Here is a 14,514-nt window from a genome sequence, read left to right on the forward strand (position 1 = left end):
CCTGAACTGTTCTAAATGGAATGAAAAATCTTTAAAAAGGATTCCGCATCCAACGAAGCCCCACCTATTAAACCGCCATCTATGTCCGGCATGGCGAACAATCCTTTCGCATTATCCGGTTTGGCACTACCGCCATATAAAATTTGTATTTTATCGGCAATAGTTTGATCTTTAGCAGCAAGGTACTGGCGAATATAATGATGCACCTCTTGTGCCTGCTCATCACTCGCTGTTTTTCCTGTGCCTATAGCCCAAACGGGTTCATAAGCAATGACTGCAGTATTAAAAGCAGCTATGCCAGCTACATTAATAACGGCATCAAGCTGCTCATTAATCACCGCAAAAGTTTGATCCTGCTCACGCTGCTCGAGAGTTTCACCTACGCACAAAACAGGGATAATGTTTTGCTCTTGCGCCTGGCAAAAACGCGCAGCCACTGATTCATTAGTATCGCCGTAATAACTACGTCTTTCCGAGTGTCCTACGAGGGCATACTGGCAATTAAATTCTTTTAACATGGCAGCTGAAATTTCCCCGGTGAAAGCACCTAAAGGCTTATCTGCAACATTTTGTGAACCTAACGCTAACGGGGAATCCTTAACCAACGCACTAATATTTGGCAGATAAACATAAGGTACACAAATCGCAATATCTGCGATATCCGAACCTAACCCGGCAACAATGCCTTTTGCAAGCAACTCAGCACTTTCAAGAGTTCCATTCATTTTCCAATTTCCGACAACCAGAGACCGACGCATCAACATTACTCCCACATAGAACCAAACCGCTTATGATATAGGCTAATAGAGATCAATTCAAGCTCCTATTACTTTCTTAACATCTTCAGCCAATTGTTGAGCATAATTTTTTACCGATTCGGCATGTTCGCCTTCTACCATAACGCGAATAAGCGGCTCTGTACCCGAAGCTCTTAGCAATACCCTACCTTTATCCCCCAGCTTTTTCTCAACCGCACGCACAGCCTTTTGTATGCCTTCATCGGCTTCTATATCAACTCTTTTAGGGGTTTTAATATTAATTAATATTTGCGGGTATTTTTGCATGCCAGATTTTAATTCATGCAAGCTATATCCAGTATCATGCATTTCAGCCATAATCTGTAGGGCAGCAATAATTCCATCCCCTGTTGTCGTTTTATCCAGGCAAATAATATGACCGGAATTTTCACCACCTAGAATACTTCCATGCTCACTCATCATTTCCAGCACGTAACGATCTCCTACTTTCGCTCTTAGCAGATTAATCCCCAACTGCTTAAGTCCATGCTCCATACCCAAATTAGTCATTAATGTACCAACGACAGGACCCGACATTAATCCTGCATCCAATCTGGCTTTGGCAATAATGTAGATTAGTTCGTCACCATCAACAATCTCACCTTTATGATCAACCATGACCAGACGATCACCATCACCATCCAAAGCAATGCCGATATTCGCTTGATTAGCCAATACCGCAGCAACTAATTTATCCGGACTGGTTGCTCCACACTCATCGTTTATATTAATACCATTAGGCTCAGCGCCGATTACAATAACTTCCGCACCAACTTCCCTAAAAACATGTGGCGCAATATGATAAGTTGCTCCATGAGCACAATCAACAACAATTTTCATGCCGTTAAAATCAAAACGCGTCGGAATACTGGCTTTGCAAAACTCAATGTAACGGCCAGCCGCATCAACCAAACGCTTTGCTTTGCCGAGCTCTGAAGACTCTACCGTGGTCATCGGCGAATCAATATAATATTCAATTTTTTGTTCAATATCATCAGGCAGCTTGGTTCCCTGCACTGAAAAAAACTTAACGCCATTGTCATAATAAGGATTATGCGAGGCACTGATGACTATACCTGCCTGTGCCCTTAAGGTACGAGCCAAATAAGCCACGCCAGGCGTCGGCATAGGCCCCAACAAATGTGTATCTACACCGGCAGCTGTTAATCCTGCCTCCAAAGCTGATTCAAACATATAACCTGAAATACGGGTATCCTTACCTACCAACACAAAGCCATGCCCTTCATTAGCAAACACTTTGCCTGCCGCCCAACCTAATTTTAATAAAAAATCTGCTGTTATAGGCGGCTCACCAACTTTCCCTCTAATTCCATCTGTTCCAAAATATTTTCTTGCCATAATCTTTATACTCACTACCTGAATAATCTATAAATTGCTGCTGCTACGCAAGATTATTATCGAATGCAACACATGCACTCCGCGCGAAGTACATACAACCAAACTAAAAACTTACTTTTTAATCAAAACCCCATGCATTATAGTTGCACATAAAAAAAGGAGGGGTAATTTCTACCTCTCCTTTATAAAAGCCCTGTAGGTCGTGAAATAATTAACCTTGCTCTGCGGCCTGACCTATGGATTTGTCAGTTTTCTTGTCGCCAGCATCATTAACCTCGTCCGTCTTAACATCGCCACGTGGTGGCCTGTCATCCCAGCCTTGAGGATCTCTTACCGGCTTACGAGCCATTAAATCATCAATTTGATATTTATCGATAGTCTCATATTTCATAAGTGCAGCAGCCATGGCATGCAATATATCAATATTCTCTTTCAAAAGCCGTTCTGCACGTTCGTAATTTCGGTCAATAAACGAACGAATTTCTTCATCGATAGTATGTGAAGTCTCTTCAGCGACTGTTTTATGCTGCGTTACCGAACGCCCAAGAAACACTTCACCTTCTTCTTCACTATATGACAATGGACCCAAACGTTGAGATAAACCCCATTTAGTCACCATGTTTCTTGCCAACTCAGTGGCTCGCTCAATATCATTGGAGGCACCGGTACTAACTTGCTCCCAACCAAAAACCACTTCCTCAGCGATACGACCACCATATAAACTGGAAATCATACTATCCAGCTTTTGTTTGCTGGCACTATACTGGTCTCTTTCAGGCAAGAACATGGTAACGCCCAATGCACGCCCTCTAGGCATAATACTGACTTTATAAACCGGATCATGCTCAGGTACCAATTTGCCAACAATGGCATGACCCGCTTCATGATAAGCCGTCATTGTCTTTTCTTTCTCGTCCATAACCATGGTATGCCGTTCAGGACCCATGATCAGCTTATCCTTGGCTTTTTCCAGATCCGACATACTGACAACACGTTTATTCATTCTGGCAGCAAACAAAGCGCCTTCATTGATCAAATTAGCCAGATCAGCCCCGGAAAATCCTGGTGTTCCTTGCGCTATATACTTGACCTTTACATCATCAGCAATTGGCACTTTCTTGATATGGACATTAAGAATCTGCTCGCGTCCTCTGACATCGGGCAAACCCACTGTAACTTGACGATCAAAACGGCCTGGACGCAACAAAGCTTTATCCAACACATCAGGACGATTTGTTGCCGCGATGACAATAATACCTTCATTACCCTCAAAACCATCCATTTCAACCAATAACTGGTTTAAGGTTTGTTCACGTTCGTCATTGCCACCACCTAAACCTGCTCCTCGCTGACGACCCACAGCATCAATCTCGTCAATAAAGATGATGCAAGGCGCATGCTTTTTGGCTTGCTCAAACATGTCACGCACGCGGGAGGCACCAACACCAACAAACATTTCCACAAAATCAGAACCGGAAATAGTAAAAAACGGAACTTTAGCTTCACCGGCAATGGCTCTTGCCAACAAAGTTTTACCTGTTCCAGGCGGGCCAATCATCAGCGCGCCCCTGGGAATTTTACCGCCTAATTTCTGGTATTTGGCAGGATCTTTAAGGAAATCCACCATCTCAACGACTTCTTCTTTAGCTTCATCACAACCAGCAACGTCAGCAAAAGTCACTTTAATCTGATCTTCTTCCAGCATCCGGGCTTTACTTTTGCCAAAGCTCATTGCACCTCGACCACCGGCACCGCCGCCCTGCATTTGCCGCATAAAGAAAACCCACACAGCAATAAGCAATAACATAGGCCCAAAAGAGACCAATAACTGCATAAGCATGGAAGGTTGCTCAGGCGGAACCGCTTTAACGTCAACACCATTTGCCAATAAGTCATCGACTAAATGCGCATCGGTCGGTGCGTAAACCCTAAACAGCTGACCACTCTGCAATTTGCCTTTAACAATATGCTCATCAATTATCACCTGTTGTACCTGACCCGCTTTCACCGAATCGATGAATTGCGAATAGGATAACGATGAGTCAGCCCGCTCTCCCTGGGAGCCAAAATTATTAAAGAGAGACATCAATACAACAGCGATGACCACCCACAGGATTATATTTTTTATCATATCATTCACAAACACACCCTAGCCCCTAACGGCTCTCGGTTTAAAGCACTAAGTAATTATATCAGGAGTTAACTTCCCTGACTGTGGTTATTTATCTGGAGCTCATCAGACCATTGGTGATTTCCTTGTTTTACAGATATAAGGGCTATTAAAGATTATTTAAACCCTTTGGCCAAAATATAAACCTCGTTACTTCTTGGCCTTGAGGCTTTTGGCTTTCTAATAACAACTTTTGTAAAACAGCTCTGCACCTCATGATAAAATTCTTCAAAACCTTCACCGTGAAATAACTTAACCAAAAAGCTCCCATCTTTTATTAAAACAGTTTTTGCCGTTTCCAAAGCCAGCTCACCCAAATAAATAGCCCGAGGTTGATCCACGCCTTTATTGCCACTCATATTCGGTGCCATATCAGACATAACCAGATTAACCGGCACACCTTCCAGAGCAACATTAAGCTGATCCAATACCGCTTCTTCACGAAAATCACCGAGAATAAAATCTACACCATCAAGCGCATCCATCGGCAGAATATCCAGCGCAATCAATTTATTTTTCTTACCCATCAACTGCCTAGCAAACTGTGACCAGCCGCCGGGAGCTGCGCCCAAATCAATAATATTCATGCCGGGTTTAATCAGTTGATCTTTATCCTGAATTTCTTTTAACTTAAAAACCGCTCGAGAACGATAACCTTGCGCTTGAGCCATCTTGACATATTCATCCTCAAAATGTTCCGCCATCCAACGACTACTACTTTTACTTCGACCCATAACGCTTTATAATTGGTGTTAATTAACTTTTTGATTTAGGAAAAATGAGTGAACTCTGCAGATAAGAAAAAATTTCGAGCTGAGGCTCATACTTTAAAACCCGTAGTTATGATAGGGCAATCAGGCCTTACAGCCGGAGTGCTGACTGAACTTGATCAAGCACTTAACATACACGAATTAATTAAGATAAAAATACGCGCAGAACGCGATCAACGCAAGCTGATCAGTGAAAAAATATGCTCTGATACCGGAGCCGAGCTAATTCAAACTATTGGTCAAATCGCGGTTATTTACCGATTAAATCCCGATAAGTAAATCCGGCACAAGGTGAACGGAAATACAATACCGCTTTCACCTTGTATTTTTCGCCGCAATTAAATATATTTAATTGAAATAATTTCATAATCAACATTACCAGCAGGCGCTTTAACCGTAACAACATCTTCTATTTCTTTGCCGATTAACGCCCGTGCAATGGGCGACCCTACTGAAATACGGCCTTCCTTGATACTGGCTTCATCTTCACCGACAATCTGATATGTAACTCTTTTCTCGGATTCAACGTCTTCTATTTCTACCGTCGCTCCAAACACCACTTTGCCGTTGGCATCTACCTTGGTAATATCAATAATTTGCGCATTGGAAAGCTTGCCTTCAATTTCAGAAATACGCCCTTCTGCAAAACTTTGCTGCTCTTTGGCGGCATGATATTCAGCGTTTTCTTTTAAATCACCGTGTGCGCGAGCCGTGGCAATAGAGGCAATAATACGCGGACGCACGACTGATTTTAATTCATCCAATTCTGCGCGTAATTTTTCTGCACCTTTGACAGTGAGAGGTACTTTAATCATTTTTTTTAAACTCCATTAATATTTTTTAAGCTAAAGGCACAAAATCAACCACTAAAAAAAACGGTACTTTTTGCCCTTGCTGCTTCAAATCAAACTTTTATGCAAATCCTGTAGGCAATTGACATCACCTGCATCCAATTCACCCAGCGCGTAACAGGCAGCTCTCGCACCGGCCATCGTGGTGTAATAAGTTACCCGATGCTGCAAGGCTTCCCTACGCATGGTGAAGGAATCTGAAATCGCTTTTTTACCTTCTGTGGTATTAATAATCAACTGGATCTGATCATTCTTGATCATATCAACCGTGTTGGGTCGCCCTTCGTTAACCTTATAAACCACTTCACAAGGAATACCGGCTTCCTTAAGAAATCGTGCCGTACCGCCCGTTGCCACAATTTCGTATTTTTTGTCTACCAGCATTCTGGCAATATCAGGTGCCTTGGCCTTATCGGCATCACGAATACTGATCAGCACCTTGCCGCTGTCATTCAAATTAACGCCCGCCGCTCGTTGCGACTTGGCAAAAGCTTCACCAAAGGTTTTCCCTACCCCCATCACTTCACCGGTTGATTTCATTTCAGGACCTAACAATGAATCAACACCCGGGAACTTAACAAACGGAAACACCGCTTCCTTGACCGAGTAATAGTCAGGAATTCGTTCTTCGGTAATTCCTTGCTCTGTCAAGGTTTGCCCGACCATAACGCGAGCGGCAATTTTAGCCAGCGCATAGCCGGTCGCTTTAGAGACAAAAGGCGCCGTTCGTGATGCTCTCGGGTTAACTTCAAGGACATAAATATCTTCACCCTGAATCGCAAACTGGGTATTCATCAACCCTCGCACACCCAGAGCCTCAGCCATTTTAGCAACTTGCTCACGCAGTTTGTCCTGAATTGCCGGAGCCAATTCATAAGGTGGTAATGAACAGGCAGAATCGCCTGAATGCACGCCGGCTTGTTCGATATGCTCCATCAAGCCGCCAATTAACACCCGTTCACCGTCATAAATGGCATCGACATCCATTTCTACCGCGTCATCAAGAAACCGATCCAGCAATACGGGCGCATCGTTGGAAACACTCACCGCTTCTTTCATATAGCGCTGCAAGCCTTCTTCATTAAAAACGATTTCCATGCCACGACCGCCCAATACATAAGAAGGTCTGACTACCAGCGGATAACCCAGCTCTTTAGCAGCATTAACAGCTTGCTCAACAGAACGGGCCGTGGCATTGGGCGGCTGCTTTAGTCCCAATCTTTCCAACAGTTTTTGAAACCGTTCCCTGTCCTCGGCCAAATCAATTGAATCCGGCGATGTACCAATAATCGGGACTCCGGCAGCTTCCAAGGCTCGCGCAAGTTTCAACGGCGTCTGACCACCGTATTGAACAATCACGCCCTTTGGCTTTTCAAGATGAACAATTTCAAGTACATCTTCCAAGGTTAATGACTCAAAATATAAACGATCCGAGGTATCAAAGTCGGTTGAAACCGTTTCAGGATTACAATTAATCATGATGGTTTCATAACCATCCTCACGCAAAGCCAACGCCGCGTGCACACAGCAATAATCAAACTCAATACCCTGCCCGATCCGGTTAGGACCGCCACCAAGAATAATAATTTTTTCTTTATCAGAAACCCGTGCTTCACACTCTTCTTCGTAAGTGGAGTACAAATATGCCGTATCTGACGAAAATTCAGCCGCACAAGAATCAATACGCTTATAAACAGGACGAATATTCTGCTTGTGGCGCACATTACGCACCTCAATTTCAGAAGCATCGAGCAGTTTCGCGATACGAATATCAGAAAAGCCCTTGCGCTTTAGCTTATAAAGCTCACCGTCTTTCAAGGTTGATAAGGTTTTGGTTGCCAGAGATTGCTCGGTAATAATTAAATCTTCAATTTGCGCCAAAAACCAGGGATCAATTTTGGAAGCATCATGAATCTCATCCAACGTCATACCGATACGAAAAGCATCAGCGACATATAACAAACGATCCGGCCCTGGATGGCGCATTTCCCGCTGCATTCTTTCTCTGGCATCATCGGCGGTCAAATCGATTATCTCATCAAGACCGCTGATACCAATTTCCAGGCCACGCAAGGCTTTTTGTAATGATTCCTGAAAAGTACGGCCAATCGCCATGACTTCTCCGACTGACTTCATTTGTGTCGTCAAACGATCATCGGCCTGCGGAAATTTTTCAAAGGTAAACCGTGGCACTTTAGTTACCACGTAATCGATAGTCGGCTCAAATGATGCCGGAGTTGCACCACCGGTAATTTCATTCTTCAACTCATCCAACGTAAAACCAACCGCTAATTTGGCAGCTACTTTAGCAATCGGAAAGCCCGTTGCTTTGGAAGCCAGCGCTGACGAACGTGACACACGCGGATTCATCTCAATAACAATCATTCGTCCATCAGCCGGATTAATCGCCACCTGAACATTGGAACCGCCGGTATCTACACCAATTTCACGCAACACCGCCAAAGAAACATTACGCAGAATTTGATATTCTTTATCGGTTAATGTTTGCGCGGGGGCTACGGTAATTGAATCGCCGGTATGCACGCCCATCGGGTCAAAATTCTCAATTGAGCAGACGATGATGCAGTTATCTTTGGAATCACGCACCACTTCCATTTCATATTCTTTCCAACCCAATACCGATTCTTCAATCAATAATTCATTGGTGGGAGACAAATACAAGCCGCGCTCACAAATTTCAAGAAATTCTTCTTTATTATAAGCAATACCGCCGCCGCTACCGCCCATAGTAAAAGACGGACGAATAACCGTCGGATAACCGACTTCCTTTTGAGCCGCCAAGGCTTCTTCTATGCTATGCGCGGTTTTTGATTTTGCAACTTCATAACCAATACGCTTCATGGCATCGTTAAACAACTGACGATCTTCGGCCATATTAATGGCTTCTTTGGTCGCGCCTATCATCTCAACGTTATATTTCGCCAGTACACCATTAGCATCAAGATCCAGCGCACAGTTCAACGCGGTTTGACCACCCATGGTTGGCAAAATGGCATCAGGGCGTTCTTTCGCTATAATTTTTTCGACCGTTTGCCAATCAATAGGCTCGATATAAGTTGCATCGGCCATATCAGGATCAGTCATGATAGTTGCAGGATTGGAATTTACCAAAATAACACGGTAACCTTCTTCTCTTAGCGCCTTACAGGCTTGCGTACCTGAATAATCAAATTCACAGGCCTGACCAATAACAATTGGTCCGGCACCCAGTAGTAAAATCGATTTTATATCCGTTCTTTTTGGCATTTTATGATTTTCTAGTCTAATTATTGTTTGCTTGCATGATTCATCATATCGATAAATCCATCAAATAAGGATTCCACATCATGCGGCCCGGGCCCGGCTTCAGGATGGCCCTGAAAACTCATGGCGGGACAATCTGTCCGTTTGACGCCCTGTAAACTACCATCAAATAAAGATCGATAAGTGGCTACCAAATTAACGGGCAAACTGGCTTCATTAACGGCAAAACCATGATTTTGACTACTAATCATCACGCGCCCCGTAGCCATTTGCTGAACAGGATGATTGGCGCCGTGATGACCAAACTTCATCTTTTCAGTTTTTGCACCACTCGCCAAAGCCAACAGTTGATGACCCAAACAAATACCAAATACCGGGATTTTATTTTCCAATATTGTTTTGATAGCCTCGATGGCATAAACACAGGGTTCAGGATCACCAGGGCCATTCGATAAAAACACGCCATCGGGATTCATTGCCAATACCGTTGCAGCCGGAGTTGTTGCCGGAACAACTGTCACACGACATCCGCGATTAACGAGCAACCTGAGAATGTTACGTTTAATGCCAAAATCATAGGCAACCACATGCCTGGTCAGATTCTCGCCTTGGGTATGGCCGTTTTGTAAATCCCAGATATTTTCAGTCCATTCATAAATTTCGGCCGTAGTGACTTCTTTGGCCAAATCCATGCCCTTTAAGCCGGGAAAGCTCTCAATAGCCGCTTTTGCCGTATCCACACAAACCGTCTCACCGGCCATAATACAGCCACGTTGCGCGCCCTTGTCACGTAACAAACGCGTCAGTTTTCGCGTGTCTATATCAGCAATAGCGACCACCTTGTTATCCAGTAAATACTGTTGCAGCGTTTTTTCGCAGCGCCAGTTACTGGCCAATAACGGTAAATCCCTAATAACCAAACCACTGGCAAAAACGCCAATGGATTCATCGTCTTCACTATTTGTTCCGACATTACCGATATGGGGATAGGTTAATGTTACAATTTGCCGGGCATAAGAAGGATCGCTGAGAATTTCCTGATACCCCGTCATTGCGGTATTAAAAACCACTTCGCCTACAGAACAGCCGTCTGCACCTATAGATACACCGTTAAATACGGTTCCATCCTCTAACACCAATATTGCCGACTTAGTCAAACACGTTACCTCAAATGTACAAAACGGGATGAACCTTTAAGGACTCATCCCGTTATAAAAAATCAAACTACATCACTATACAAAATTATGGGGCTTTGGTCATTAACAATTTTTTAAATCGGCTGAGTTATGCCTGCTATTAAAATTGTTTCAGAGAGTCTTCAATACCTGCTCAGACCTTATTATAGCCGCTATATATCAGCCATAACCGACTCTCATTTACAAAAGTCCACTCGATATCTGAATCTTTCAGACTTTTTTAAAAACCCCTGATCTAGAGATGACATCCCGTTTATTTGGCCGCTTTTAGATTCATTCGCTCATGTTTTACCTGTATAATTTAGCTTCTTCAGTTAATCCGCATAAAAATCATCATGACCACAGTTAATTCCGAAAAACTTTCCAGCGCCCGCTTTGCTCAGGCAACTGATGCTTTTGTTGAAGTATTTACCGCTTCTGTTGACTTTGACAAACGCATGGCCGGGCAAGATATTCAGGGATCAATTGCCCATGCAACCATGCTGGCTCACTGTGGCATTCTGACTGACAACGAGCGTGACTTGATTATTAGCGGCCTGCATCAGATCAGTGACGAAATCATTAATGGTGAATTTGTCTGGTCGGTAAAACAGGAAGATGTACATATGAACATTGAAGCCAGACTGACTGACTTAATCGGCGTTGCCGGTAAAAAACTGCATACCGGTCGCTCTCGTAACGATCAAGTAGCCACTGATATTCGTCTTTATCTGCGCGCTGAAATTCAACACATTACCGCTCAGCTCACACGCCTGCAAACCGCTATTCTGGATTTGGCAGAACAACACACCGACACCATCATGCCGGGCTTTACGCATTTACAGGTCGCCCAACCGATTACTTTTGGTCATCATTTAATGGCCTGGTTTGAAATGTTGGTGCGTGACCACGAAAGACTGCAAGATTGCTGTAAGCGCGTTAATATCTTGCCTTTGGGAGCTGCTGCCTTAGCAGGAACCAGTTACCCGATAGACCGCTTTATGACCGCTGACCTGCTTGGGTTTAGCCGACCCTCTGCCAATTCCCTGGATTCAGTCAGTGACCGTGATTTTGCCATTGAATTTGCCGCCGTAGGCAGCATCATCATGATGCATTTATCACGTTTTTCAGAAGAATTAATCTTGTGGTCCAGCGCGCAATTTGATTTTATCGATATGCCCGATGCCTTCTGCACCGGCTCGTCAATTATGCCGCAAAAGAAAAACCCCGATGTCCCAGAACTGGTACGTGGCAAATCAGGACGGGTAACGGGGCATTTAATGTCACTATTAATGCTGATGAAAAGCCAGCCTTTAGCGTATAACAAAGATAATCAGGAAGATAAAGAACCCCTGTTTGACACGGCAGATACGTTAATTAATTGTTTGCGGGCTTATGCCGACATGGTGCCGCATCTTGCCGCCAAAAAAGCCAATATGTACAATTCTGCTAAACGCGGCTTTGCCACAGCAACCGATCTTGCCGATTATCTGGTTCGTAAAGGCATGGCTTTTCGTGATGCCCATGAAGTTGTCGGCTTGGCTGTGCGTGCCGGAATAGAAAGCGGTCGTGATTTATCGGAAATATCATTACCCGAATTACAACAATTTTCAGCGTTGATTACTGAAGATGTCTTTGGGTTTCTAACCCTGGAAGGCTCGGTTGCTGCGCGTAAACATATCGGTGGCACCGCCCCTGACACAGTCAGAACGGCTATTAAAACAGCACGTATGGCACTGTCAGCTTTATAACTTGTTTGCTTGGTTTTAATAGCGCCCTATAATCTCCGGCTTTTTCATAGTGCAATCTGTCAAAAGTATTAACAAATATTACCTAAATAATTAGGTCATCAACTTTAGTTGATTGGGTTCTATCTCCCGAAATCGAGATACTTTTCTTTGCTTGGTCAAAGAAAAGTATCAACAAGAAAGCCCTACCCCCGATTACCTCTTAATCCTTCGCGTTTTTCTTTTAACAAGCGATTGACAAAAAAACTTTACCCCTTTGACATCGTAGTAAGTCCTTCCCATACCGCTGACACGAACTTGTCCTGTTACAAATTTCGGTGCTCTACACAGTAAATGTGATGACAAGGAACCATTACGTAACATCAAGTATCAATCCATATAATTGCAAAATAATGACAAAAAATAATCTTTAATGTATATTAAATATTAAAAATTCGTATACATTTCTGCAGATATAAAGGTTTATGTTAATATTCAAAGATACACGAAAAGTTTTAAACCTGGTTGGCTCAACCGCTATTATATTAACTTGTATGCCGGCTTTTGCTGAAAAACCCAAAGTACCTCACAGCTACAGTGAAATCCAAAAGCAAACATCAAAAGTACTTAGTGCCTGAACGAAAAAGCCACTTTTCAAAAAAACCAGCTCAACATCCGGAAATATTTTTTGGAAAAATCTTTCCGGAGTGGAACAAACGACTTATTTTCTGATTTACCATCAGTTTTTCAGAATTATTTCTAATAATCACAAATTATAAGCGCACCTTTCCTGTGGATAACCTGTTGGCTGTTCTCAAAAAAGCGTCAGGCAGCTAGTTTTTGTTGCTCGTTAACAAGCCTTAGCCGTTCCATGTCGCGTTTAATTGTGCCGAGCTTTTGAATGTTACGCGATAACACGGCTAAGCCAACATAACGCTCGAAGGCTTCAATGCCATGATCAAGGCACTTATCCAGCCCATGTACTTCTAACGCATTAATAGCCGATTCTACGGCGGAATGTTGCTTTTTTGCCTGTTTAAATTCCGCGGTGTATTCACGATTCTGGTCGGCTTTGGATAGCTTGCCTTTTTTGGGTAAAACGACTTGCTCAAGGAGGGCTTTCAGGTCGGTTTGATTGGCCGGACTGTGGAAACCTTTGTCAAAGCTACAGGCGTTAAAACTTGGGAATTTTACTTGAGTCGCTTTAACCATCGGCACGGCGACTTTGTCGTCGGTAGTCTTTTGCATGACTTGACTGTGCAATATAAAGCCCTGATGGTCTTCCATGATACAGACCCGCAAGCCCAGTTCAACCGGGACTCCGGCTTTGCCTTTGCTGATCCATTCGGTGTGGGTCTGGAACAGGGAAAAGACTTTTTCATCATGGGGAATGGTTTCTCCTTGAATAGCGCGACGTCTAATCTGCTCGATTTGACGTTCGGCATGCAGGCTAAAAGTGCTCAGATCGGTAAGCAACACTTCTGGTATGTGAAAGTGATTTTTTAACGTCAACATACTGGCTTTAGTGCGCTCAAGATAAAACCCTGCCAAATCAATATAGTCCTGGTAGGCCTGTTTGATCTCAAGTGCTTTGGCGGCCTTGATAGCGTCATTTTTTGACGTGGAATGTTTGAGTTTTTGCAGCGTGCGATACCGCCTTTTAAATTTAGACAGGTTGTGCTTATGCAATCGCCATTCAGGCAAGGCATGTTGCAAGCTCCATTTGACGCACGTCCGAATCAGAATCCGGATCGCATCATGCAGTAAACTGATATCGGTTGGAAAATGCACGTTGGTTTTTAACACAAAAGAATCGCAACGGCCTCTGATCAGCGCATGAATATCCAGATCCAGTAATTGATAGCCGGCTCGAATAACTTCAGTACTAATACGCGCCATGATCGCTGGCGTAAACAGCTTGAGATTGTCTTTCAAGGTTTGCAGGCGATAGCGTTTGTCGGCATCAAAGCAACCAAGACCGAGCATTTCACGTAGGGTGTTATGCTGATTGGCCAACTCCAGAATGCGATCATAGTCTGTATTCAGTCCTACGCGTAGCGATCCTAACACCAAAATCGACCATTGATTCATACCGGGGCGGCCTTTGTCGATGGCAACGATTTTTGTCACTTCGGCGTCAATTTTAGTAGGCACCACATCCTCCAGTATTTTAAAAACAGCATCCCTTAATGGCTGAGTCGTATAAATGTGTTGCAAGCCCAGCAAGATGATCGGAATGTCATCACGGGAGGAAACATCTATTTTGATATCAGCAATATCGCGTTGACCGATGCTCATTTGTGGAGAAAATACCTTTCTCATCGGGAGTTTTCCAACGAGAATTTGAAAGCTGAGGCGCTTATCCGGGAGGTAGCTTTTGCCAAGCCCTTTTCGATGAAAA

10 protein-coding genes are annotated in these 14,514 nt (G+C 43.7%); 2 read left to right on the forward strand and 8 right to left on the reverse strand.

The window, feature by feature from the left end; all coding sequences use genetic code 11:
• Nucleotides 1-11: 11 nt before the first annotated feature.
• The 4 genes from tpiA to rlmE all read right to left on the reverse strand — a co-directional run bounded on the left by tpiA (nt 12) and on the right by rlmE (nt 5,060).
• On the reverse strand, nt 12-758 hold the full coding sequence (gene tpiA, locus KKZ03_RS01085; protein ID WP_243219433.1) for a triose-phosphate isomerase: 747 nt from the start codon (nt 756-758) through the stop codon (nt 12-14).
• A gap of 57 nt (nt 759-815) precedes the next feature.
• Nucleotides 816-2,156: a phosphoglucosamine mutase gene (gene glmM, locus KKZ03_RS01090; protein WP_243219435.1), complete on the reverse strand. Its 1,341-nt coding sequence runs from the start codon at nt 2,154-2,156 to the stop codon at nt 816-818.
• A 211-nt stretch (nt 2,157-2,367) separates the two neighbouring features.
• On the reverse strand, nt 2,368-4,287 hold the full coding sequence (ftsH, locus tag KKZ03_RS01095) for an ATP-dependent zinc metalloprotease FtsH (RefSeq protein ID WP_243219437.1): 1,920 nt from the start codon (nt 4,285-4,287) through the stop codon (nt 2,368-2,370).
• A 155-nt stretch (nt 4,288-4,442) separates the two neighbouring features.
• Nucleotides 4,443-5,060, reverse strand: coding sequence for a 23S rRNA (uridine(2552)-2'-O)-methyltransferase RlmE (rlmE, locus tag KKZ03_RS01100; protein WP_243219440.1), 618 nt, complete (start codon nt 5,058-5,060; stop codon nt 4,443-4,445).
• 48 nt (nt 5,061-5,108) lie between these two features.
• Between rlmE and yhbY the strand changes: the two genes are divergently transcribed.
• A complete protein-coding gene (gene yhbY / locus KKZ03_RS01105) occupies nt 5,109-5,375 on the forward strand; it encodes a ribosome assembly RNA-binding protein YhbY (RefSeq protein ID WP_243219443.1) in 267 nt (88 codons plus the stop codon).
• 59 nt (nt 5,376-5,434) lie between these two features.
• Here yhbY and greA read toward each other — a convergent pair whose 3' ends face one another.
• The 3 genes from greA to carA form a co-directional block, all read right to left on the reverse strand.
• Complete coding sequence (greA, locus tag KKZ03_RS01110) at nt 5,435-5,911, reverse strand: transcription elongation factor GreA (protein ID WP_243219445.1); 477 nt, start codon at nt 5,909-5,911, stop codon at nt 5,435-5,437.
• 84 nt (nt 5,912-5,995) lie between these two features.
• Nucleotides 5,996-9,214 (reverse strand): carbamoyl-phosphate synthase large subunit, encoded by a 3,219-nt coding sequence (gene carB / locus KKZ03_RS01115; protein WP_243219449.1) that lies wholly within the window; start codon nt 9,212-9,214, stop codon nt 5,996-5,998.
• 20 nt (nt 9,215-9,234) lie between these two features.
• Nucleotides 9,235-10,368 (reverse strand): glutamine-hydrolyzing carbamoyl-phosphate synthase small subunit, encoded by a 1,134-nt coding sequence (carA, locus tag KKZ03_RS01120; protein WP_243219457.1) that lies wholly within the window; start codon nt 10,366-10,368, stop codon nt 9,235-9,237.
• Between the two features lie 374 nt (nt 10,369-10,742).
• Between carA and argH the strand changes: the two genes are divergently transcribed.
• Entirely contained in the window at nt 10,743-12,137 is a 1,395-nt protein-coding gene (gene argH / locus KKZ03_RS01125; protein WP_243219459.1) for an argininosuccinate lyase, read from the forward strand.
• An 801-nt stretch (nt 12,138-12,938) separates the two neighbouring features.
• Here the strand turns inward: argH and KKZ03_RS01130 are convergent.
• Nucleotides 12,939-14,435 (reverse strand): ISNCY family transposase, encoded by a 1,497-nt coding sequence (locus KKZ03_RS01130; RefSeq protein WP_243216937.1) that lies wholly within the window; start codon nt 14,433-14,435, stop codon nt 12,939-12,941.
• Between the last annotated feature and the right edge of the window lie 79 nt (nt 14,436-14,514).

This window comes from Methylobacter sp. S3L5C (genome assembly GCF_022788635.1).
Taxonomy (GTDB): Bacteria; Pseudomonadota; Gammaproteobacteria; order Methylococcales; family Methylomonadaceae; genus Methylobacter_C.

Coding starts and splice junctions, on each gene's coding strand:
- tpiA (WP_243219433.1), bottom strand. CDS start 758: ATGCGTCGGTCTCTGGTTGTCGGAAATTGGAAAATGAATGGAACTCTT.
- glmM (WP_243219435.1), bottom strand. CDS start 2,156: ATGGCAAGAAAATATTTTGGAACAGATGGAATTAGAGGGAAAGTTGGT.
- ftsH (WP_243219437.1), bottom strand. CDS start 4,287: ATGATAAAAAATATAATCCTGTGGGTGGTCATCGCTGTTGTATTGATG.
- rlmE (WP_243219440.1), bottom strand. CDS start 5,060: ATGGGTCGAAGTAAAAGTAGTAGTCGTTGGATGGCGGAACATTTTGAG.
- greA (WP_243219445.1), bottom strand. CDS start 5,911: ATGATTAAAGTACCTCTCACTGTCAAAGGTGCAGAAAAATTACGCGCA.
- carB (WP_243219449.1), bottom strand. CDS start 9,214: ATGCCAAAAAGAACGGATATAAAATCGATTTTACTACTGGGTGCCGGA.
- argH (WP_243219459.1), top strand. CDS start 10,743: ATGACCACAGTTAATTCCGAAAAACTTTCCAGCGCCCGCTTTGCTCAG.
- KKZ03_RS01130 (WP_243216937.1), bottom strand. CDS start 14,435: ATGAGAAAGGTATTTTCTCCACAAATGAGCATCGGTCAACGCGATATT.